The sequence below is a fragment of the Blautia sp. MSK.20.85 genome (assembly GCF_013317245.1).
Taxonomy (GTDB): domain Bacteria; phylum Bacillota; class Clostridia; order Lachnospirales; family Lachnospiraceae; genus Blautia_A.
Map to the genome: position 1 here is coordinate 97,221 of NZ_JAAIUN010000001.1, position 21,390 is coordinate 118,610.

At 45.8% G+C, this 21,390-nt stretch carries 21 protein-coding genes, 1 tRNA gene and 1 riboswitch; of the genes, 14 read left to right on the forward strand and 8 right to left on the reverse strand.

The genetic code is table 11. From position 1 onward, the window contains the following. Nucleotides 1-49: 49 nt before the first annotated feature. Nucleotides 50-616: a DJ-1 family glyoxalase III gene (locus tag G5B12_RS00425; RefSeq protein ID WP_118061984.1), complete on the reverse strand. Its 567-nt coding sequence runs from the start codon at nt 614-616 to the stop codon at nt 50-52. Nucleotides 617-789: 173 nt separating this feature from the next. Between G5B12_RS00425 and G5B12_RS00430 the strand changes: the two genes are divergently transcribed. The 3 genes from G5B12_RS00430 to proC all read left to right on the forward strand — a co-directional run bounded on the left by G5B12_RS00430 (nt 790) and on the right by proC (nt 2,294). Beyond that, nucleotides 790-1,242 carry a CYTH domain-containing protein gene (locus G5B12_RS00430; protein ID WP_021977808.1) on the forward strand — a complete coding sequence of 151 codons (453 nt, stop codon included), beginning with the start codon at nt 790-792 and terminating at the stop codon, nt 1,240-1,242. Nucleotides 1,243-1,358: 116 nt separating this feature from the next. Further along, a tRNA-Gly gene (locus G5B12_RS00435) sits at nt 1,359-1,429 on the forward strand. Nucleotides 1,430-1,499: 70 nt separating this feature from the next. Further along, nucleotides 1,500-2,294, forward strand: a complete 795-nt coding sequence (gene proC / locus G5B12_RS00440; protein ID WP_174087543.1) for a pyrroline-5-carboxylate reductase — start codon at nt 1,500-1,502, stop codon at nt 2,292-2,294. 223 nt (nt 2,295-2,517) lie between these two features. Here proC and G5B12_RS00445 read toward each other — a convergent pair whose 3' ends face one another. Further along, nucleotides 2,518-3,540 (reverse strand): threonine aldolase family protein, encoded by a 1,023-nt coding sequence (locus tag G5B12_RS00445; RefSeq protein WP_021977806.1) that lies wholly within the window; start codon nt 3,538-3,540, stop codon nt 2,518-2,520. Between the two features lie 104 nt (nt 3,541-3,644). Then, a complete protein-coding gene (locus G5B12_RS00450; RefSeq protein WP_174087544.1) occupies nt 3,645-4,670 on the reverse strand; it encodes an ABC transporter substrate-binding protein in 1,026 nt (341 codons plus the stop codon). Nucleotides 4,671-4,837: 167 nt separating this feature from the next. Between G5B12_RS00450 and G5B12_RS00455 the strand changes: the two genes are divergently transcribed. After that, nucleotides 4,838-5,455: a hypothetical protein gene (locus G5B12_RS00455; protein ID WP_174087545.1), complete on the forward strand. Its 618-nt coding sequence runs from the start codon at nt 4,838-4,840 to the stop codon at nt 5,453-5,455. Between the two features lie 156 nt (nt 5,456-5,611). Here G5B12_RS00455 and G5B12_RS00460 read toward each other — a convergent pair whose 3' ends face one another. Continuing rightward, nucleotides 5,612-5,875, reverse strand: a complete 264-nt coding sequence (locus tag G5B12_RS00460) for a hypothetical protein (RefSeq protein WP_174087546.1) — start codon at nt 5,873-5,875, stop codon at nt 5,612-5,614. A 304-nt stretch (nt 5,876-6,179) separates the two neighbouring features. After that, nucleotides 6,180-6,224: riboswitch (PreQ1 riboswitch) on the forward strand. A gap of 123 nt (nt 6,225-6,347) precedes the next feature. Between G5B12_RS00460 and G5B12_RS00465 the strand changes: the two genes are divergently transcribed. The 7 genes from G5B12_RS00465 to G5B12_RS00495 all read left to right on the forward strand — a co-directional run bounded on the left by G5B12_RS00465 (nt 6,348) and on the right by G5B12_RS00495 (nt 12,509). Then, nucleotides 6,348-7,322: a nucleoside hydrolase gene (locus G5B12_RS00465; protein ID WP_174087547.1), complete on the forward strand. Its 975-nt coding sequence runs from the start codon at nt 6,348-6,350 to the stop codon at nt 7,320-7,322. 13 nt (nt 7,323-7,335) lie between these two features. Next, nucleotides 7,336-7,896 (forward strand): ECF transporter S component, encoded by a 561-nt coding sequence (locus G5B12_RS00470; protein WP_021977801.1) that lies wholly within the window; start codon nt 7,336-7,338, stop codon nt 7,894-7,896. Further along, nucleotides 7,893-8,552: an SDR family NAD(P)-dependent oxidoreductase gene (locus tag G5B12_RS00475; RefSeq protein ID WP_174087548.1), complete on the forward strand. Its 660-nt coding sequence runs from the start codon at nt 7,893-7,895 to the stop codon at nt 8,550-8,552. The genes G5B12_RS00470 and G5B12_RS00475 overlap by 4 nt, the downstream gene beginning before the upstream one ends. 186 nt (nt 8,553-8,738) lie before the next feature. Then, complete coding sequence (locus G5B12_RS00480) at nt 8,739-10,097, forward strand: M20 family metallopeptidase (protein WP_021977799.1); 1,359 nt, start codon at nt 8,739-8,741, stop codon at nt 10,095-10,097. A 32-nt stretch (nt 10,098-10,129) separates the two neighbouring features. Further along, nucleotides 10,130-10,336 carry a DUF6219 family protein gene (locus G5B12_RS00485; RefSeq protein ID WP_021977798.1) on the forward strand — a complete coding sequence of 69 codons (207 nt, stop codon included), beginning with the start codon at nt 10,130-10,132 and terminating at the stop codon, nt 10,334-10,336. Between the two features lie 8 nt (nt 10,337-10,344). Next, on the forward strand, nt 10,345-11,151 hold the full coding sequence (locus G5B12_RS00490) for a Cof-type HAD-IIB family hydrolase (protein WP_174087549.1): 807 nt from the start codon (nt 10,345-10,347) through the stop codon (nt 11,149-11,151). 71 nt (nt 11,152-11,222) lie between these two features. Further along, nucleotides 11,223-12,509: a Na+/H+ antiporter NhaC family protein gene (locus G5B12_RS00495; protein ID WP_174087550.1), complete on the forward strand. Its 1,287-nt coding sequence runs from the start codon at nt 11,223-11,225 to the stop codon at nt 12,507-12,509. Here the strand turns inward: G5B12_RS00495 and G5B12_RS00500 are convergent. Both G5B12_RS00500 and G5B12_RS00505 read right to left on the reverse strand, forming a co-directional pair. Further along, a complete protein-coding gene (locus tag G5B12_RS00500) occupies nt 12,502-13,863 on the reverse strand; it encodes an MATE family efflux transporter (RefSeq protein WP_174087551.1) in 1,362 nt (453 codons plus the stop codon). The genes G5B12_RS00495 and G5B12_RS00500 overlap by 8 nt on opposite strands. Beyond that, nucleotides 13,853-14,476: a sugar O-acetyltransferase gene (locus tag G5B12_RS00505; RefSeq protein ID WP_021976229.1), complete on the reverse strand. Its 624-nt coding sequence runs from the start codon at nt 14,474-14,476 to the stop codon at nt 13,853-13,855. The genes G5B12_RS00500 and G5B12_RS00505 overlap by 11 nt, the downstream gene beginning before the upstream one ends. A gap of 232 nt (nt 14,477-14,708) precedes the next feature. Here G5B12_RS00505 and G5B12_RS00510 point away from each other — a divergent pair, with 232 nt between their 5' ends. After that, the gene (locus tag G5B12_RS00510; RefSeq protein ID WP_174087552.1) at nt 14,709-15,578 is read left to right on the forward strand and encodes an AraC family transcriptional regulator; all 870 of its coding nucleotides are present in this window, start codon (nt 14,709-14,711) and stop codon (nt 15,576-15,578) included. Between the two features lie 17 nt (nt 15,579-15,595). Here the strand turns inward: G5B12_RS00510 and G5B12_RS00515 are convergent, their stop codons facing one another. Beyond that, nucleotides 15,596-16,441, reverse strand: coding sequence for an AraC family transcriptional regulator (locus tag G5B12_RS00515; protein ID WP_174087553.1), 846 nt, complete (start codon nt 16,439-16,441; stop codon nt 15,596-15,598). A gap of 161 nt (nt 16,442-16,602) precedes the next feature. Between G5B12_RS00515 and G5B12_RS00520 the strand changes: the two genes are divergently transcribed. After that, nucleotides 16,603-17,796 carry an MFS transporter gene (locus tag G5B12_RS00520; RefSeq protein ID WP_118061996.1) on the forward strand — a complete coding sequence of 398 codons (1,194 nt, stop codon included), beginning with the start codon at nt 16,603-16,605 and terminating at the stop codon, nt 17,794-17,796. Nucleotides 17,797-18,004: 208 nt separating this feature from the next. Here G5B12_RS00520 and G5B12_RS00525 read toward each other — a convergent pair whose 3' ends face one another. Then, nucleotides 18,005-20,122, reverse strand: coding sequence for a glycoside hydrolase family 36 protein (locus G5B12_RS00525; protein WP_174087554.1), 2,118 nt, complete (start codon nt 20,120-20,122; stop codon nt 18,005-18,007). Nucleotides 20,123-20,349: 227 nt separating this feature from the next. On the opposite strand from G5B12_RS00525, the gene G5B12_RS00530 reads away from it, so the two are divergent. Beyond that, entirely contained in the window at nt 20,350-21,297 is a 948-nt protein-coding gene (locus tag G5B12_RS00530) for an AraC family transcriptional regulator (RefSeq protein ID WP_021976224.1), read from the forward strand. Nucleotides 21,298-21,390: the final 93 nt, after the last annotated feature.

A 21,390-nucleotide genomic window follows, 5' to 3' on the forward strand; every position in this document is an offset into this window, starting at 1 on the left:
CAGTGCAGCTCTTCTGGTTTTCCTTCTTAACCGCAAAAACAGCTCTTCTTTAGTAAAAAATCTCTGTTGAATATACTACAGACTCTGCGATTTCCTCGGCTTTTGCTCTTCCCTCCAGCTGACGGATCAGAGAAAGACTGAAATCAATGGCTGTTCCAAGACCTCTGCTGGTAGTCACATTTCCGTCCACTACTACCGGCTCCAGGGAAGTTCTGGCGCTTGTAAGCTGCTCCATTACAGATGGATAAGATGTGGCATTTCTGCCTTTGAGGAAGCCAAGTCTCTCGAATACACCCGGAGCTGCACAGATAGCTGCCACCTTGCCGCCTTTCTGGTAAAATGATGTGAGAAGCCCGGTCAGCGGTTTGTATTCCTCCAGATATTTTGTTCCTGGCATTCCTCCCGGGATCACAAGCATGTCCGCATCAGAGAAATCACACTCTGAAAATGTGCAGTCTGTAAGAATATTGATTCCGTGAGAGGTTCTGATCTCTCTGGTCTCTTTAATAGATACTGTCTGGATGTCGATTCCTGCTCTCCGCATCAGATCTACCACAGTCAGTCCCTCGATATCTTCAAATCCGTCTGCGAAAAAAATATATACTTTGCTCATAATGTTTTCCGTCCTTTCTTTTTATATTATTCCGGTGCTGTCCGGAGGTTTTTCCATTCCCTTTCATAATGCTTTTTTCCATAAAAAATGTCAAGAAAATTTGCAGGGTAAGTCCGTTGCAAATTATATTTTTTTCATGTAAACTGAGGGCAGTATATTTACAGGAGGAATCGGTTATGGAAATTGAGCGTAAATTTCTTATTAAAAAAGAAAATCTGCCGGAAAACCTGGCTTCTTATCCCTGCCATCGAATCGAGCAGGGTTATCTCTGCACCTCACCGGTGGTCCGCATCCGAAGACAGGACGATGACTATTTTCTCACTTATAAATCCAAAGGACTGATGAGCCGTGAGGAATATAATCTTCCGCTCACCGCAGAAGCTTATGAACACCTGAAACCCAAGGCAGATGGAATCCTCATCACAAAAGACCGCTACGTGATCCCGGAAAAAGGCGGACTTTTTATCGAACTGGATATCTTTCACGGAGAATATGAGGGCGTTCTTCTGGCTGAAGTGGAATTTCCCACAGAGGAAGCAGCCAATGCCTACACCGCGCCAGAATGGTTCGGTGAAGATGTGACTTATTCTACAAAATATCATAACAGCACTATGAGCCAGGGCTGGTAAATGCGATCGCTGTTTGCAGATGCTGCCAGCTCTCAATACCATTGCTGTCACTCCGTGGCCTGTATCTGAAATCACACTTGTATTTCTCATTTGCAGTGCTATAATTAGTGATGCAAGCAGATATAGTTCATTGGTAGAACATCAGCTTCCCAAGCTGAGGAGGCGGGTTCGATTCCCGTTATCTGCTTTCATTGCCAAAGAAGGCACGCGAGTCAGGCGTGTCTTTTTTTATAAATGATTTTAAGGAGGATTTTATTATGAAGATCGGATTTATCGGATGTGGAAATATGGGTTCTGCCATGATCGGCGGTATTCTCCGTCAGGGGATTTTTTCCAAAGAGGACATCATTGTTTCCAACCTTACCCCCGAGGGAAAAGCACGCAGTGAAAAAAATCTCGGCGTTGTCACCACTCTGGATAACAAGGAGGTCGTCAGATCTGCAAAAACTGTTGTTCTTGCCGTAAAGCCTCAGTTTTATGAGGAGGTTCTGGACGAAGTCCACGACAGCCTTACTGAAGAACACACCATTATCGGCATTGCCCCAGGCAAAACCCTTGCATGGCTGGAAGAAAAGGCCGGTCTTCCTCTGAAAGTTGTCCGTTTTATGCCTAATACCCCGGCGCAGGTCGGTGAGGGAATGACTGCTGTATGTGCCAATGAACGGGTTTCACAGGATGAACTTGCTGAGATTCTTAAGATCACAGACAGCTTCGGATGTACGGAAGTGATCCCGGAACGTCTGATGGATGCGGCCGGTGCTGTAGGTGGCTGTGCACCGGCTTATGTGTTTATGTTCATCGAAGCTATGGCTGATGCCGCTGTCAGCCAGGGAATGCCTCGTAAACAGGCCTACAAGTTCGCTTCCCAGACTGTTCTTGGCAGTGCAAAAATGGTTCTGGAAACCGGACGTCATCCGGGAGACCTGAAAGACATGGTCTGCTCCCCTGCCGGAACTACCATCGAGGGTGTACGTACCCTGGAGAAGAATGGTTTCCGCAGTGCTGTGTTTGAAGCGCTTACTGCTGCTGCTGAGAAGGGTAAAAAATTATAATTTTTTGAAAGCATCTAACGGTCAGGCAGCCAAATATCCTCCGCCTGATCTGATCAGATTCAGCATTGTTACTGACATGAAAAAACTCCGTGTCATTCTGCCGTCATGCAGACTTCACGGAGTTTTTCTGTCTTATGTCAGCTATAGGATATGATGGGATCTGCAATGCAGCTTCTATTTGCATGCAGGATCATCTCAGCTGTTTTTCTGTCTGCTCATGACTTTACAGAAGTTCGATCAGCGCATCAATATCCTCCATCTTCGTTCCCCAGCTTGTGGCAAAACGGATCACTGTATGATCTTCATCATATTTCTCCCAGAAATCAAACTGAACTTTTTTGCCCAGTTCTTCTTTCTTTTTATTTTCCAGAACTACAAACTGCTGGTTTGTGGGAGAATCCAGATATAACTGATAGCCTTTTTCCTGAAGGGCTTTTTTCAGTTTCATGGCTGTCTCGATGGCATTTTTGCTGATCTTTGTATACAGATCATCGGTAAACAGCGTATCAAACTGGATTCCCAGAAGACGTCCCTTTGCAAGAAGGGCACCCTGCTGTTTTACCATGGTCATGAAATGCTTCGGAGCTTTTTTCGTAAAAACGACTGCCTCTCCGCAAAGTGCGCCTACCTTGGTTCCACCGATATAGAATACATCGGTATATCTGGCGATATCTTCCAGTGTCACATCTGTCTCCGGGCTTACCAGGCCGTAGCCAAGTCTTGCTCCGTCCAGAAACAGTGGAAGATCGTATTTATGGCATACCTCGGAGATTTCTTCCAGTTCCTTCTTTGTATAAAGGGTTCCGTACTCGGTCGGATGGGAAATATAGACCATTCCCGGAAATACCATATGCTCATGGTTCGCATCCCCATAAAAGGTTTCCACATAGTCCGTGATGCTCTCTGCGCTGATCTTTCCATTTTTTTCCGGAAGTGTCAGCACTTTGTGGCCTGTGTATTCAATCGCGCCTGCTTCATGACAGCCTACATGACCTGTCTGTGCCGCAAGGACTCCCTCATAACGGTTCAGGACAGATGCGATGATCGTTGCATTGGTCTGGGTTCCTCCCACCAGGAAATACACCTCTGCATCCGGACAGCTGCAGGCTTTTCGGATCTTTTCTTTGGCAGAATCGCAGTATTTATCCGTGCCGTAACCGGAAAGCTTCTCCATATTGGTTTCCAGAAGTTTCTGCAGGATCGCCGGATGAGCGCCCTCGCAGTAATCATTTACAAAATATAACATCTCACATGCTCTCCTCATCTGTATTTTTTGCAATCTTTTTTAAGTATAAATCCCGGAAAATGTTTCTGTCAACCGGCATTGCTCTGTATACTTCTGAAGCTTTTTCACTTTTCTTTTACTGCGTTCTTTGCATATTCCGTCTGCACCAGTTCTTCATACTCTGCACGTTCGCCTAGCTCTCCTGCATCTTCCAGGATATCCTGCAGAAGCTCAAAGCTGTCTTTCTTAAAGATCAGATTTTCTTTCCAGGTGTCCTGATCATAGTACCGCTTCACAATGGTAGTGATCGTGTCGATATCTGTTTCTTTAAACTGGGGTGCGATCACTTCTGCGATCTCCTCCGGCGTATGACTCTGCACATAGTCCATACCTTTCTGAAGTGCATTTGTGAATTTCTGGATGATCTCCGGGTTTTCTTTCATGTAACTTGTTTTTACACTGTAAGATGTGTAAGGCACATACCCGGATGCTTCCCCAAGCGATGCCACCACATGGCCTGCGCCTTCTTTTTCCAGAATTGTGGCAGATGGCTCAAACTCTACGGTATACGCCGCAGAATCATCCCCTGTAAAAGCCGCCGCCGTGGAACCGAAATCAATACTCTGGTCAATGGTCAGATCTTTCTGCGGGTCAATGCCGTTTTTCTTCAGGATATATTCAAATACCATTTCCGGCATGCCGCCTTTTCGCCCGCCAAGAACTTTCTTTCCTTTCAGATCTTCCCACTTGAAATCCGGCATCTCTTCTCTTGCAACAAGAAAATTTCCCGCGCGTTGGGTCAGCTGGGCGAAGTTCACAGCCGGATCGGTTGCCCCTTCCTGGTATGCATAGATCGATGCTTCCGCTCCCATGAAGCCGATATCTGCCTCACCGGAGATCAGAGCTGTCAGAACTTTATCTGCGCCAAAACCAGTTACCAGTGTCAAGTCCAGACCTTCCTCTGCAAAATATCCCTCTTCGATCGCCACATACTGCGGCGCATAGAAAATCGAATGCGCTACCTCATTTAATGTAACCTTCGTAATCTTCTCCTCTGCCCCGTCCTTCTTAGCAGCAAAAGCCGTCATCGGCAGCGCGGTCACCGCCAAAACCACTGCCGCCGCCAGGGAAATCCATTTTTTATTTTTCATGCAGATACTCCTTTAAGAAACTTCTGCTGTTAGGATATGCAAAATTGCTCAATTAGTGACCACCGGGACACACAAAGTGTCACAAAACACCGTCCCCATGGTTCTTGCTGTAATTTACCGTTTGATCTATAATGTAAACACACAATTAAACGAGAGAGGTATTTATTATGGTTTATTGCACATTAGGTCATATTTCAAAAAACAGTATTAAATATAATGCTGTTTCTAAGCAGTATTCTGTGTTATTTTCCAATTTGAAGGTTGGTAGAGAGCCTGGCAAGGTTGGCTTGATATATTTCGATGAAAAGGTTGTCCGTATGTCGGGAAAGTATTGTGTCGAAATAGATATGTGTCAGGAAACCTATAAAATGTATGTATTTAATTCAGAACACAGGGAAGTCATAGATGTTCCATTGGAGAGTATCGTAAAGAGTCACTACAACTATTTCAAGAAACATCAATATATATTTGTTGTAGCACAAAAAGCAGTAAAAGAAAGTAATAAGCCTGATTGCAAGAAAATAATTTTCGACTTACCAATACAGTTCTGGGGTATATCTAAAAGCAAAAATTGTCTTGTAGAAATATTTAATAATCAGTTTATTGTACAGAATTATAAACGTGTTGCAGTAATGACTTTTGGTGAAAAAACATCGGATGTAGAAGTGAAACTTTCAATTCAGCTTAAAGATGGTAGCTGGAAAGAACAGACAATGTCAGCAGGACGTTTTTGGTATACGGTAGATGCTGCGAAAAAGAAGAAAAAAGAAAATAAAATGTATTAATATCTTTATCACAGGTAGACAACATCTCGTTTTTAATCTAGAAACTTGAAGATAATTGTTCTGACGCGGACTGAATCAATTGAGCCAGACATCCTCGGCGACAAAGCGGCGGAAATATCGCTGATGACATTTCCGCCGCATCTTTATAAACGATGATTAATTTCTCCGTCCCTGTTTCGACTGAACCTTATCCTCATACATATTAAGGTCTGCTTCGTTGAGGAGATCCAGCAGGGAAGCTTCCGGATAGTCGCCTGAGAAGGCGTAGCCGCAGGCATAATTGATCTGGCATTTCACATTGTTTTTCTCACACCACTCCTGAAAAAAATCTGCCTGCACACTGCCTTTGTTGATTCCAACTCTGGCATTCTCAAGCGTAGAAAGATCGGTTGCGTTGATATCTATTCTGTCCTCACGCACAAACAGATAATAATATTCTCTTCCCTGCTCTTCATTTGCAAAATAGATATCCTTCTTGTATATTTTTTCTCATCTTTCCCCCCTGTCAAGCAGATCTGGTCAGTCCGCTTTTATATTTTTTTGCGTAACCGGACAGTTGCTCTGAAACTGGGTTTCTACTGTATATCTGGCTACTTTTTTCACTGATATTTCCATGATACAATGCCGGGTTATCCTGCGTCAACATAATTTCCGTTAAGAAATCCTACTGTGCTTTTTTTCTCAAAAATATTGTCACGTCGTGAATCATATGTTAAAATATGCAACGAAACTGGTTCGAAAACCTCCCAGTATAAAAAACTAGGCAAAGTAAAAAAAGAATTTCCGGCTGCACGTATACACAATCTGCAGTCTTTTTACGGATGCTTTTGTTTATTGGAGGTGATAAACAAAAGCATTTTTTTTGCTTTGACACAAGTTGGAAAGGAACAAAATGAACAAACGAAAAATCATCATTGACTGCGACCCGGGAATTGATGACAGCCTGGCCATCATGCTGGCTCTTACATCACCGGAAATCGAAGTACTTGGAATCACCATTGTCTGCGGAAATTCCCCCGTGGAAATGGGATTCGAAAACGCAAAAAAGATCCTGAAGCAGATGAACCGGCTGGATGTGCCGGTCTATATGGGGGAACCCAGACCTTTGAAGCGGGATTACGTAAACGCTCTGGATACTCATGGCGCTGACGGGCTCGGCGAAAGCTTTCTGCCCGAGGTCCCCGGATATCAGCAGGAAATCGGTGCTGTAGATTTTCTCTCCAAGGCGCTGATAAAAGAAAAAGTCTCCGTGATCGCCCTGGGTCCCATGACAAATCTTGCACGCCTGATCCAGAAAGCCCCGGCAGCTTTTGACCAGATCGAGGAACTGGTATCTATGGGCGGTTCTTTTAAAAGCCACGGAAACTGTTCCCCTGTTGCAGAGTATAACTACTGGTGCGATCCGGATGCTGCCGCACTGGTCTATGACACCCTTCACCAGAATGGAAAAATGATCCACATGATCGGTCTTGATGTGACAAGAAAGATCGTTCTCACTCCTACTCTTCTGGAATATATCTGTCGTCTGAATAAAGAGACCGGAGAATTTATCCGAAAGATCACGAAATTTTATTTTGACTTTCACTGGGAATGGGAGCATATCATTGGCTGTGTGATCAACGATCCACTGGCAGTGGCATACTTTCTGGATCCGGATATCTGCCAGGGTTTTGATTCCTATGTACAGATCGAAACCGAAGGAATCTCTCTTGGACAGTCCGTTGTGGATTCCATGGATTTTTACCGGAAAACACCAAATACAAAAGTACTGACCGAAGTAGACGTATATGCATTCTTCCAGCTGTTCCTCTCCAGGATCCTTGGTCTGGAACCGGAAAAACTGGATATTTTGCAGGATTTAATATAAGGAGTGACTGAATATGAAAACAGAAAAAATAAATGTACAGAAAATCTGCCTGATCGCGTTTGCCATCTGTATTAATTTTGTGGGCGGACAGATCGCTCTTTTCCTGAAGCTCCCCATCTATCTTGACAGTATCGGTACTGTGTTTATCGCTTCCATTCTTGGACCGTTTTATGGTATGCTTCCCAATCTGATCAGCGGCTTGTTAATGGGAATGACTGTAGATGTTTATTCTCTGTATTATGCTCCGGTGGGAATCGTTCTCGGTTTTGTGACCGGTCTTGTATACCGGAAATTTCAGCCGAAAAAATGGCAGATCTTTCCGGCGGCCATTGCGATCACCCTTCCGTCAACTCTGATCAGCTCCTGCATCACTGCATTTTTGTTCGGCGGGATCACCTCTTCCGGTTCCTCCATTCTTGTACAGCTTCTCGCAAAAACACCTCTTGGAATGGTCGGAAGCTGTTTTGCAGTCCAGTTTATCACCGATTACATTGACAGAATTCTCTGTCTTGCACTGGCAGCTGTCCTGATGGGAGCATTGCGAAAAAGTATGAAAGAGAGTTTTATCCGATGAAAATTTTAATTACAGGTACCAGCTCCGGGATCGGAAAGGGATGTGCGGAGTTTTTTCTGAAAAAAGGCCATGAAGTCTATGGCTTCGATAAAAATGCCGCCACGATCACTCAGCTCGGATATACCCATTTCTGCCTGGATATCCGGGATAAGGATTCCTACCCGGAACTCCCTCCTGTAGATATCCTGATCAACAATGCAGGAACCCAGGACGAAAATGACATTGACGTAAACTTAAAAGGAACCATTTCCATTACCGAACATTACGGAATCCACCCTGATATTTACTCTATTGTGATGATCGGTTCCGCAAGCGGTCACACCGGCTCCGAGTTCCCAGAATATGCAGCCAGCAAAGGCGGCGTTCTGGCCTATACCAAAAATGTGGCAATGCGGATTGCGCCTTACCAGGCCACCTGCAACAGCCTGGATTTCGGCGGCGTCATGACAGAGCTGAACCGTCCGGTAATGGAGGACAAAAAACTCTGGGATCAGATCATGGATCTGACTCCGCTGAAGCGGTGGATGACTGTGGATGAAGCTGCAGAATGGATTTATTTTATGGCTGTAAAAAACCGCTTCTGTACAGGCCAGAATATTCTCATCGATGGCCTGGAAGCCGGAAACTGCAATTTTATCTGGCCGGATGAAACGTGAGATTTCTCTTAACACCGCCAGACGCTCCACAATATAAAAATCTCCTCTGCCGTCTATTCTGATCTGTGTTATAATAGACCTCATAATACTGGCGTTCCGGTCTATCACTATGCCAAGCAGGCAGATGCCATCTGTCCATAAACACAGGATACATTTCCGGAACGCTGTCAACAGGAGGAAATCGTTATGAATATTAAAGAAGAAATCCATTCATTATCAGAAGAAATGCTCACAAACCTTGGCCGACTGGTTGCCATCGACTCCCAGCTCGGCACACCTGCCGAAGGAAAGCCTTTCGGTGAAGGCCCTGCAAAAGCCCTGGAAGAAGGTCTCAAGATTGCCGATGAGCTTGGTTTTAAAACCGTAAACCTGGACAACTACTGTGGCTATGCAGAAATGGGTGAGGGCGATGAGATCGTTGGAATCGCCGGACATCTGGATATCGTGCCAGTGGGTGGTGACTGGACTTATGATCCATTTAAGCTTACCCGTGAAGGCGACCATGTATACGGACGTGGAACTACCGATGACAAAGGTCCGATTCTGGAAGCGCTCTACGCCATGAAGCTTCTCCGCGACCACGGTGTAAAACTGAACAAAAGAGTCCGCCTGATCATGGGCTGCAACGAAGAGACCGGTTCCAGATGTATGGCTCACTATAACCAGGTAGCCGAAGAGCTCTCCTGTGGTTTCACACCGGATGCCAATTTCCCATGTATCCACGGCGAAAAGGGACAGCTGGGTATGATGGCCTACTCCAAAAACACCAGGATCCTTTCCATGAACGGCGGTTTTGTTTCCAATGCAATGTGCGACACCTGCACAACTGTTATTCCCGCCGACGATGATCTGAAAGAAAAGCTGGAAGCAGCACTTTCCCATACAAAGCTCCAGGAATACAAAGTAACTGAAGAAAATGGTGAGCTTACCATCTACGCCAAAGGTGTTCCGGCTCATGCCAGCACCCCGCACCTGGGAGTCAATGCTGCAGGTGTAACCTTTGAATGCCTGGCAGAGGCAGGATTTGAAGATGATTTTGTAAAATTCTATAACTCCCATATCGGCACTGCCTGTGACGGTTCCGGCATCGGTCTGAAATTTGCGGATGAATACGGAGATCTGACCCTGTGCAACGGAATCGTAAAAACAGAAAACGGCGTGATCTCCTGCACCATCGATATCCGTGTCCCGGTTACTCTTAAGGAAGCAGAGATCCGCAAAATGTGTGAGGACAAACTGGAGGATAAAAACGGACGTATTGAGATCAACAACGTTGTTGCCCCATTATTCTTCCCAAGAGAATCTCCACTGGTAAATGCCCTGTACAAAGCTTATACAGATGTAACCGGCGACACAGAGCACAAACCAATGGTCATCGGCGGCGGTACTTATGCAAAATCCCTCAAAAATATCATTGCCTTCGGACCTGAAAAAGAGGGAATCGACTACCGCATCCACGGAGCCGACGAATTTATCCTGGTTTCCGGTATGGAAGAAGCAGTCCTGATCTATATGGAAGCGATCAGAAATCTGCTTGCTATCTGAAAAATACTATAGAAAGATAGGAGAATTTTTATATGAAAGCACATAAATACTGGTCACTTGGAGCATTGCTCTGCATGACAGGTTCTTTTTACACAGGCTACAGAAAATTCATGAAAGCACACAAATATTTCTCTTTCGGCACACTGTTTTGTATGATCATGGCTATCTGGTCCGGTCACAAAATGATCACTCCCTCAAAAAGATCGCAGGAAAAAGAATGTCCTGCTGACAACAAATAACTGCAAATATGAAATTAAAATTGATCGCACTTGATATTGACGGTACACTTACCAACGATGAGAAAAAAATCACAGCAGATACCCTAAGCACACTTCTGAAATTTCAGGAACAGGGAATCCGGGTAATGCTGGCTTCTGCCAGACCTGTACCCGGACTTTATTCTGCTGCCAGTGAGCTGCGCCTTGGTGACCACCACGGCATCCTCATGGCCTACAACGGCGGAAAAGTCGTAGACGCCACAGACGGACAACTTCTTTCACAAACCCATATGGACCTTAATAAAACCCGGGAACTTCTCCGTTTTCTGGAAGCGCTTCCTGTCACTGTAATCCTGGACGACGGCGAACGCTTCTATGTGGAAGATGCTCATGGATATAAGGTGGAATACGAATGCTGGAACAATCAGATGGACTGCACAGAAGTCGATAACCTTGCAGATTTTCTGGATTTTTCCCCGGTAAAGCTTCTCCTATCTGTTGACCCGGATGAAATCCTGAACATTCAGGATATGATCCGCAGCCATCTTCCCGATGATCTCTGTGTTGTCCGCACGGCACCTTTTTATCTGGAAATCATCCCGGTTTCCATCAATAAGGGAAAAGCTCTTCTTGATGTGTGCAGCCGCCTTTGTATCGATCCGGCTGACACGGCAGCATTCGGTGATTCCGAAAATGACATCCCTATGCTCCAGGCTGCCGGCTGTGGTGTTGCCATGGGTAATGCGGAAGATGCGGTAAAGGCTGTCGCTGATAAGGTTACACTGTCCAATAATTCGGACGGTATCGCCCATGCACTTCGTGAACTGATAATGTAACAATTGTTTTCCTATTTCCATACTGGTATAATACGAAAAGACTTTTCAGTATCACGGAGGAAAAAATATCTATGGAACTTTTATTTCTGGCGCTGTTTGCAGCCAGTCTGATCGCATGTGTAGTCACCGGTGCTTCTGTTGTTTTTGCCCTGATATTCGGGTACATTCTGTTCTTTTCTTATGGACTGATCCATGGAAAAAGTGTAAAAGAGATGCTTCGTTTTTCCAGGAACGGAATTTTCACAGTAAAAAATGTTCTACTGACTTTGTTGCTGATCAGTATGCTCACAGCGATCTGGCGTGCCTGTGGTTCCATTGCCTATATCGTATATTATGCATCTGCCATCTGTACTCCTTCCGTGATGCTGCTGGCGTCTTTTCTTCTGTGCTGTCTGATCTCCTTCCTTACGGGAACATCTTTTGGAAGCGCTGCCACCATCGGCGTAATCTGTATGACTATGGCCAACAGTATGGGTATTCCTCCCTTTCTTACCGGCGGCGCGATCCTGGCCGGGATTTTTTTCGGGGACCGGTGTTCTCCGGTTTCCACCAGTGCGCTTCTTGTCAGTGAACTGACAAAAACGGATCTTTTTTCCAATATCCGGAATATGACACGCAGTGCTCTGGTTCCCTTCATACTCAGTTGTGTTCTGTATGGAATTCTCGGCTTTTCCGTCCATACAGGATCTGCTGCGGATACTACCAGAAATTTACTGCAGGATTATTATGAGTTCTCGCCGTTGATGCTTCTTCCTGTTGTAATCGTGCTGGTACTTTCCCTTCTTCATGTGGATGTAAAAAAGACCATTGCCATCAGCGGACTGGTGGGAATGGTCATTGCGGTAGGTGTACAGCACTTTCCATTTTCGGAACTTCCTGCTTTATGTTTCTCAGGATTTTCTCCTTCTGATACGACGATTGCGAAACTGATGAGCGGCGGCGGTTTTCTTTCCATGCTGCGGGTTTATCTGATCGTTGGAATTTCTTCCTGCTATTCCGGCATGTTTGAGGGAACCGGATTTCTGAACGGAATTGAAGCCCTGATGGAAAAACTGGGCTCCAGGATCACCCCTTATGGCACGACCTTACTGACTTCCATTGTCACTTCCGCCATCTCCTGCAACCAGACTCTTGCCATCATGCTCACCAGCCAGCTGTGCGGGGAAAACAATCCGGAAAAATCTTCTTTTGCCCTGGATCTGGAAAATACGGTGGTGGTCATAGCGCCCATGATCCCCTGGTCCATTGCAGGAGCCGTGCCGCTGGCTGCCATTGGTGCGCCAAACATCAGTATCGCAGTTGCCTTTTATCTGTATCTGCTGCCGCTGTGGGGACTGGCTGTGCATCTGTTCAGGTAGGGTCTGTTTTTACCGTCAGATCCTTCACCCAACGATACTTCTTATAATTCAGATACACAGCCGGGATCTTCACAAATTCATCCAGACTGATGATAAAGTAAACCGCAAGCACCGGAAGCTTCAGCACAAATGCGGCGATAAGGCCCAGTGGAACCATAATACACCACATGGAAATACAGTCACAGTACAGCCCGAACTTACTGTCTCCGCCTGCACAGAAAATTCCGCTGATGGTTACTCCGTTTACCGAACGTCCGATCATATAATAAGCACAGATCAGGAGCATTCCCTTAAGATATCCTTCCGCTGTAACGCTTAGGTTGGCCGCACGGAGAATCAACGGACTGAATGCCAGAAGCACCAGTCCGGATACGATTCCGCTGGAAACAGACAGATGACAGAGCCTTCTGCCGTATTCTTTGGCTTTCTCCAGTTTTCCGGCTCCCAGTTCGTTTCCTACCATGATTCCGCCACCGTTTCCAAGTCCCATACAGAAACATCCGGCCAGGTTTTTGACAATGCTGGCAATGGAATTGGCGGCTACCGCATCACTTCCCAGATGTCCCATAATTACGGAATACATGGAAAATCCGGTTCCCCAGACGATCTCATTGCAGATCACCGGTGTTGTATATTTCCAGAAATCTCTCCTGAGAACGGGATCGTCTCTGCGGAGATATTTTGCCCGGAGTTTTACCTGATCTTTTCCCACAGTTTCCAGAACGCACCATGTAACTTCAATGATACGGGCTGTTACTGTTACCAGTGCGGCTCCGGCAATCTCCATTCTTGGCATTCCGAACAATCCATAGATCAGCACTGCATTGATAAAAATATTTACTACCACACTTGTGGCACTGATCATGCTGCTTTTTGCCGCTCTGCCGCTGTTTTTCAGGATGCAGAGATACATCTGCGAGCTTCCGGTAAGCAGATAGGATACCGCGATCACACGAAGATACAGGGAACCGCCCCGGATCAGTACCGGATCATTGGTAAAGATCCTCATCAGCATTCCCGGGATCAGCAGCGCGGACAGGGTAAAGACCAGAGAGATCACAGTGGTAACTTTCATTACAAAGGCAAAGATCCGCTCCACTGCCGGAATATCTCCCTTTCCCCAGTACTGGGCTGCGATAAGAGAAAGGCCGATGGTCATTGCTTCCAGAAGAAGATTGTGGATAAATGTTATCTGCCCTGCCAACGATACTGCGGAAAGAGAATACTGTGAGATCACTCCCAGCATCAGGGCATCGGATGCACTGACCAGCGCCAGCATAAACTGCTGAAAAGCGATGGGCATCACCAGGCTTATGAGCTTTCTGGTGAATGCCGGGTCTTTTTTATTTTTCATTTATTTTTGCCCATGCCTCCTCATCAAATTTCCGATCTTTAAAGTAATATGGCTTGTCTGCATCCGTGATCTCGCGGATCACGCGGCAGGGATTTCCAGCTGCACATACATTGTCCGGAATGTCCTTTGTCACTACGCTTCCCGCACCGATCACAACGTTGTTTCCAATTTTTACACCCGGAAGAACGCAGCAGCTTCCGCCGATCCACACATTATCCCCGATGGTGACAGGAATCCCGTACTCAAAAGCTGAATTCCTGCTCTCCGGATGGATCGGATGCCCGGCTGTATAAATTCCCACATTTGGGCCAAACATTACGTTATCCCCGATGGTGATTTTTCCCACATCCAGCATCACGCAGTGGGTGTTGGCATAAAAATTCTCTCCGACTTCGATATGGCTTCCGTACTCACAGTGAAACGGCGGCTCAAAATATACGTTTTTCTTATGTTTCAGTCCTGTGCGTTCCAGATATTCCATACCCTTTTCCGGGTCAAAAGGCATGGCCTCATTGTACTCCCGGACGGCCTTTTTTGTTTCTTTCTGCTGCGCCACTACTGCATCATCGGAGATGTATGCCATTTCGTGATCTCTTCTGTAAATATTGTCCATTGTAAATCCCTCTCTTATAAATACACTTTGTTTTCTTCAAAAAAATGCCCGGTGTCTCCTGACGCACTGTGAGTGATTCCGGAGAGGACGGCGGCATGCTCCACTATATCTGCCTTACAGTTTACGCGGACATTGACCGAAGCATCTTTTCGTTTTATAATTATATTGTATATTTTTAAGTTATTCTATCGGTTTTCTATCTAACTTTATAGCAATCCTGCGAGGTATGAATATGATCTATATAGACTTAAAGGATGACCTTTCTGAAAAAATGGTCTACGATTATCCTGACTGTCCGGCCTACACCATCCATGAAATGCTTTCCCACTATCCCAATTATTCCGCTATCAGCCACTGGCATGATGACATTGAATTTCTGATGATCCAGTCCGGCCAGATGCAATATAATGTCAACGGAAAAATCCTCACTCTGGAACAGGGACAGGGGATTTTTGTAAATTCCAGGCAGATGCATTACGGATTTTCTGAAAGTCACAGGGAATGTGAATTTTTTTGCATCCTCATCCACCCCATGCTTCTGTGCACATTACCTGCCTATGAAAAAAACTTCGTCCTTCCTCTGATCCGGAACAACGAAGTTTCCTTTTTTATCTTTGATCCCGGGATTTCCTGGCAGGCACAGATTCTGAAACAAATGGCCGACATCTATGTGCACCGTAAGAGTAAAACTGCTCCTTTACGGATCCTGTCCTCTTTTTCCCTGATCTGGGCTCTGCTTCTTGAACATCTGCCCTCTGCCTCCCGGACCGAAGACCATACCAATACAGATCTTACCGCCATCCGGAACATGACCGGTTTTATCCAGCAGAACTACACTTCCAGGATTTCCCTTAAGGAAATTGCGGCTGCCGGTTCCGTAGGTATCAGCAAATGCTGCAAACTCTTTTCCAGATATTTCAGCCAGAGTCCAAATCTCTATCTGAATCAGTACCGCCTGAATAAAAGTGCTCAGCTTCTCCGGGAAACCGATATGACTATAACAGAAATCGCTCTTTCCACCGGCTTTGGCAGTGCCAGTTATTATGCGGAATCTTTTCGAAAATGGGCAGGCATGAGTCCCGGGAAATTTCGCAAAGCCTGATAACTGCCCCAGGCAGATCACACTGTCTTCCGGAATTTTGCCGGTGACACCCCGAACTGTTCCCGGAACAGATGATAAAAATGGCTCACATTAGAAAATCCACAACACTCACAGATGTCCAGAATCTCCCTGTCTGTCTGCGCCAGAAGATAGACCGCGTATTTCAGACGTTCCTGGTTGATATACTGAGTAGGAGTTTTCCCGCTGATCTGCTTCATCAGCCTGCAGAGATGGCTCGGAGAACATGGCGCCAGCTCACACATTCTTTCATAGCCTTCCTGAAGATTTTCGATCTTGGACATATTTAAGAGAAGTTCTGACAGCCAGGACGGCATCTGATTCCAGGGATCCTTTTCATCGTAAGTGAAAAAATAATCCTCCAGAAGAAGCGCAATGATACACTGTGCATGATATCTTGCATGCCTGGGATGGCTTTCGTTTACCAGATTTCCGGCAGTATCCATGGCATCCAGGACTTTGCGGAAATTTTCCCCTTCCATATGAACATAGGCCGGCATCTCGCTGTTTATCAGTTTATCCATCTTTTCTTCCTGTTCAAGAAACAGAGAAACATTTCGAAGCACCTGGGTGGAAAAGCCCAGATTCCGGACACAGAAATTCTCTGAATGAAAAAAGCTGTAACTGTGCATATCATTGGGGCGTATAAAAAACAGGTCTCCTTTTTTCACCGTCTGCACGGAATCATTGATCAAATGATAGGCCGTACCCTCTGAAATAATAAAAAGTTCATAATGATTATGGGTATGTAGCGGCACATGCTTGTAAATATCCGAGATCGTATAGGAAAGTCCGGACTCTTTGCGCAGTGGATATTGTTCTTTTCCAAATACCGGTATTGCCATTTTTTCTACTCCTCCCCGTTTTCTGATATCAATATACTACAAAAATCTGACAGCTGTAAACAAGAAACACGGTGGAAATTATGATATTCTTTTACCGCATTGAAGAAGATTTCTCTGATGCAGAAACTTGATCTTTATTTTTTCAGGGAGGACTTATTATCATGTCATCATCCAAAGCTCGATTTTTTAATCCGGCTGTTGTAGGCCTGATCATGCTCAGCTTTTTTCTGGGTACCAGTGAATATACGGTGATCGGTATCCTGCCGGAAATTGCTGACGGATTCGGGATTTCACTGACACAGGCCGGAAGTATTGTATCTCTGTTTGCTTTCGCCTATGGCCTGGGCACTCCGTTTCTGGCCGCCTATGTGGGAAAATACAACCGTTTCCGTATTACCATGCTTGGAATTTCACTGTTTGCACTCTGCAACCTGATCTGTGCCATTGCTACCAATTACATGGTGTTTCTGGTATTCCGTATTCTTACGGCTGTCGTTTCCGGTACTGTGGTTTCCATCTCCATGACTTATGCGGAAGATGTTGCTTCCATCCCGGAGCATATCCCGGGTGTGATCGCAGGTGTTTTTTCGGGCTTCAGTATCGCTTCTGTTATCGGTGTGCCGATCGCTTCCACCATCACTCATGTTTTTGGATGGCGTGCGGCTTTTATCACGATCTTCGTGGCGACTCTGGCTCTGCTGGCGCTTCTGTTTATGAAACTGCCACGTCAGAACCGTCTGAAAGCAGGAAGTATCCTGGAACAGTTTAAGCTTTTTCTGGATAAAAGGATCTCCATCGGCTGTGCCATTGTTTTTCTGGCCGGTGCTTCCACTTACTGTTTTTATACATACCTGACACCGATCTTCCAGCAGGAACTTCACATTCCGGATTCCATGTTAAGCCTTGCGCTTCTGATCTTCGGTATTGCAGCTATCACCAGCAACGTAAGTTCCGGTCAGGTGGCAAACAAAACCGGCATCCGCATGCTGCCTCTGATCTATGTGATCCAGACTGTATGTCTGCTGCTTCTTCCTATTGCCACCCACAATCTTGTAAGCGGAGGACTGGTACTTTTTATCCTCGGTGTTGTGATGTATCTTCTGAATTCACCGCTGCAGATGCATTTCCTGAAGATTGCCACCAGGGATCACCCTGCCTGTGTAAACCTGGCTTCTTCTCTGATCTCGGTTTTCTTTAACTTCGGTATTGCAGCCGGTTCTGCCATGGGTGGTGTGATCGTAAAATATGCCGGACTTCGGTTTGTGGGAATCGGCGGTGCCATTCCCGGTATCGGAGCGATCATCTGTGCGGTGATCCTGCTTCAGATCATGAAACCGGGTGCGGATATCCGGTAAATCAAACAATACTGTCCATTTACCGGGACTATAGCATTTCCATAAATTACTGCTATAAAAAATACAGTCAGGAATATATCAGAATCTACCTCCGATACTCCTGGCTGTATTTTTATCTGCATCTTGCCTTGTATCACTCTTTTTATTTTCCTGTAATTTTCATCATTCGTCGTTTTTACAGTCCAATAAAAAGGACTTTATATCTTTCTTATTTCATCTCGATCATAAACAGTCTGGCTGCTTTTTCCTGCGGCATCTTCACTGCAAGATTTCCATTTTCGATCTTATATTCGCACATCTCTTCTTTCGGATAGATTACGGATACCTTACTGATCTGCTCTGCGTCTTCCAGCGGGATCACTGCTTCTGTTGTTCCCGGTGTCCATACGGAAAGATAGGTATTCTTCTCTGCTTTTACTCCGTAAGCAAGCACTTCGGATTTCAGAGTTCCAAAACCAAGCGGAAAGAACGGCACACCGTCACGGACTTCCTCACGGATCTCTTTATACAGGGCGATTCCCTCTTTCATACGGTTCATGGAATTCTCGCCAAGCTTCCATACCATACCGCTGATATACGGGCGAAGGAGCATACCGTTTACCACATTGTAGATCACATGCTCTTCTTCATCCTCATACGGATATACCCACATGCCACCCTGCTCAGGGGCAACCGCACTTGCCACATTGGCTGCAATATTGGCATTGTAGAGATAATCGGTCTGGTCACTGGTGGACTGCAGGCTTAAGACTTTCAGCATACCATAGTCCATACGCTGTCCGCCGGAACCGCAGTTCTCCACAACAAGATCCGGATAATCACGGAAGATCTCCTCATACCACTGATGGAGGCATTCATAATGCTCACGGATGGCATCTGCACAGCTGTCGCTGTTCAATTCACTTCCGTATCCCATCGTTACGTTATAGTCCACCTTGAAGTACTCTACGCCATAATCACGGATCAGCCTGTCCACTACATCACGGCAGTATTTCCGTACTTCCGGATTGCGGAAATCCAGCATGTAACGTTTGTTGTCAATGTGGCGTTTTCCATGGCGGCAGACAAACCAGTCATCCGGAAGTTTATTTGCAAGCTCACAGGCAACTCCCATAACTTCGATTTCCAGCCAGAGTCCCATTTTCAGGCCTTTGCTGTGTGCGTAATCGCAGACTTCTTTCAGGCCTCCAGGGAATCTTCCGGATGCTTCCTTCCATTCACCGACACGGTCCCACCAGAATCCGTCGTCATACCATCCTGCATCCAGACAGTAATATTCGCATCCCAGCTCTGCCGCCTTGTCAATAATGGAAAGCTCCCGCTCTGTTGTGGGATCTCCCATCAGGCAGTTCATGTAATCATTAAATACCACGTTCAGTTTCTCATCGTCCGGATTCGCTCTGCGTACTTTTCTACGATATCTGGTCAGCGCTGCTACTGCCGGATTCAGACCTCCTTTTACAACGGCTGCCCCTGCCGGAACAGTTGTGAAGCATTCTCCCGGTTTCAGATTCTTATACCAGCCGTGCTCCTGCTCTGTGGCACCGCTTACAGTAAGATACAGATTCCCACCCTGGGCGGAACCATATTCTATCAGCCACTGTCCGGAACTTTCAACCTGGAAAATATAAGTTTCCCCTGTTTCTCTGTCTTCGGCAATTCCCATTGGAAGATACTCGCAGGTAGACCAGGTTCCCTTTCCACTGTAACAATAACGGTTCAGTCCATATCCCTGATGATTAAATCCGTCTACGACCATTCCGTTTAAGTTCAGTGTCTCTGCATCATATTTCTGCCACTGTGCCTCACAGCACCAGCTGTTAAACGGTACATAGATATCTGTTTTTTTGTAATAAGGTTTGTTACCGCCTCTGGAAATTCCCTGATATATAAAAGAAGAAACGTAAGTCAGGCCCTGATCTTCACTTCCCTCGTTGGTGATCTCTGTCCAGGTCTGCACTGCCGGAACTCCGTCAAACAGGCGCATATGATATATGGCTTTCAGCTTTTCCGGAGAAACCATTACGATCTCCAGTTCTTTTCCACCGTCCTGCTCTTTCAGTTCATGTTTCTCATAAACAAAGTCTACAGAGGACTGATTGATGTTGTTTTTGTAAGCATGCATATTCAGGCTTCCGGTGCCGCTTCTGTGGATCTCAACAGCCGGATAATAAATATCTTCCTTCGGCTCCATGGCTGCCTTTTTTACTTCCTGTGAAGAAAGATCTGCCAGCTCTACCACGCCGTTTTCACGGATACGGAACTGGATATCCAGGCCGTTTTCATGTAATTCGATTGTTTTCATGTTCCCGTTTTGGTCGCTCATACAAAATATCCTCCCGTTTTTGTAATCTTGCTTTCAGTATATCATCGGATTTTCCACAAGGTGACAGGTATCATCCCCTGAATGAAAAAATGCAATATATTGTCGCATTTATTTTTACGTGATATACTGTTCACAGACCACAAAACGGACATTACAGCAACTGTGGATTGCGAATATACGAGTCAAATGGATATTCGTGATCTCACCACATGCTCAGGAGGTTTTTCATGCCAGATATTTTTCAGGATTCTTCCAGATATTTTCATATTTCCGCCTTTTATGCCCTTTCCCTGCCGTATTATCATATGGAACATCACACACATTCCAGCTATGAGATCATGTACATTACTTCCGGTTCCTGCCGGGTTTTCTGCATGGATGAGGAACAGGACATGGAATTTCCGCTGAAATCCGGGCAGTTTATCTTTATACGCCCGGGTATCCCGCACAGGCTTGAGATCCCGGACGGTTTTCCATGCTCGATCCTGAATCTGGAATTTTCCCTCACCTCCGAAAAAAGCCCGGTTTCTCTGGACCTTCTTCTGAAAAAAGATCCCGGATTTTCCCGGTTCTGGAATTTTATTGCCTCCTCCCGGGGATTCTGCTCCGGCACGGATTCCCGGAATTTCGGATACAGCCTGAAAGACCTTCTCACCTTTTTACAGCGCAGTTCCGATCAGATAAAGGAGGAAGAATTTCTCTTCTTTCTTCTGTTTGGCCGTATGCTCACAGAACTTGCTTTCTGCGCCCGCTCCAGCCGGAACACCCAGGGAAGTGTTTATCTGAAAAAAGCGCTCCGGTATATTGATGAACATTATCTGGAAGACATCGATATTCCTGCCATTGCCGCATATGCAGGGATCAATAAATCCTACCTCCAGGCACTTTTTACAGAAAAAAACGGCTGTACCATCAACACTTATATCAACCGCAAGCGTATGGAGCAGGCCGCCTTTCTTCTGTGCAACAGCACTCTTCACATTACGGATATTGCCTTTTCTTCCGGATATAACAGCCGGCAGCATTTTGCACATACCTTCGAAAAATTTTATCACATGAGTCCTTCCCGGTACCGGAGCCTGCATACCCGTCCTCTTCGCTCGGATACCGAAAAGAAACGCTATCATATGGCGGACGGACGGAAGCTGGAAAGTGAACCTTTTCCGCAGGAATAAAACTTACCATCTCAGATCCATCTTCAGGCTGATACCTGCAATACACGTCTGATCAACCTGAAAAAAGCCGGCCAGGCACGAAGATCTTATCTC

Bases quoted from the DNA above. Each gene is read 5' to 3' on its own strand.
- G5B12_RS00505 (WP_021976229.1), bottom strand. From the start codon at position 14,476: ATGGACAATATTTACAGAAGAGATCACGAAATGGCATACATCTCCGAT.
- G5B12_RS00465 (WP_174087547.1), top strand. From the start codon at position 6,348: ATGAACAAACGAAAAATCATCATTGACTGCGACCCGGGAATTGATGAC.
- G5B12_RS00500 (WP_174087551.1), bottom strand. From the start codon at position 13,863: ATGAAAAATAAAAAAGACCCGGCATTCACCAGAAAGCTCATAAGCCTG.
- G5B12_RS00525 (WP_174087554.1), bottom strand. From the start codon at position 20,122: ATGAGCGACCAAAACGGGAACATGAAAACAATCGAATTACATGAAAAC.
- G5B12_RS00510 (WP_174087552.1), top strand. From the start codon at position 14,709: ATGATCTATATAGACTTAAAGGATGACCTTTCTGAAAAAATGGTCTAC.
- G5B12_RS00450 (WP_174087544.1), bottom strand. From the start codon at position 4,670: ATGAAAAATAAAAAATGGATTTCCCTGGCGGCGGCAGTGGTTTTGGCG.
- G5B12_RS00530 (WP_021976224.1), top strand. From the start codon at position 20,350: ATGCCAGATATTTTTCAGGATTCTTCCAGATATTTTCATATTTCCGCC.
- G5B12_RS00470 (WP_021977801.1), top strand. From the start codon at position 7,336: ATGAAAACAGAAAAAATAAATGTACAGAAAATCTGCCTGATCGCGTTT.
- G5B12_RS00475 (WP_174087548.1), top strand. From the start codon at position 7,893: ATGAAAATTTTAATTACAGGTACCAGCTCCGGGATCGGAAAGGGATGT.
- G5B12_RS00520 (WP_118061996.1), top strand. From the start codon at position 16,603: ATGTCATCATCCAAAGCTCGATTTTTTAATCCGGCTGTTGTAGGCCTG.
- G5B12_RS00495 (WP_174087550.1), top strand. From the start codon at position 11,223: ATGGAACTTTTATTTCTGGCGCTGTTTGCAGCCAGTCTGATCGCATGT.
- G5B12_RS00480 (WP_021977799.1), top strand. From the start codon at position 8,739: ATGAATATTAAAGAAGAAATCCATTCATTATCAGAAGAAATGCTCACA.
- G5B12_RS00490 (WP_174087549.1), top strand. From the start codon at position 10,345: ATGAAATTAAAATTGATCGCACTTGATATTGACGGTACACTTACCAAC.
- G5B12_RS00455 (WP_174087545.1), top strand. From the start codon at position 4,838: ATGGTTTATTGCACATTAGGTCATATTTCAAAAAACAGTATTAAATAT.
- G5B12_RS00485 (WP_021977798.1), top strand. From the start codon at position 10,130: ATGAAAGCACATAAATACTGGTCACTTGGAGCATTGCTCTGCATGACA.
- G5B12_RS00445 (WP_021977806.1), bottom strand. From the start codon at position 3,540: ATGTTATATTTTGTAAATGATTACTGCGAGGGCGCTCATCCGGCGATC.
- G5B12_RS00515 (WP_174087553.1), bottom strand. From the start codon at position 16,441: ATGGCAATACCGGTATTTGGAAAAGAACAATATCCACTGCGCAAAGAG.
- proC (WP_174087543.1), top strand. From the start codon at position 1,500: ATGAAGATCGGATTTATCGGATGTGGAAATATGGGTTCTGCCATGATC.
- G5B12_RS00430 (WP_021977808.1), top strand. From the start codon at position 790: ATGGAAATTGAGCGTAAATTTCTTATTAAAAAAGAAAATCTGCCGGAA.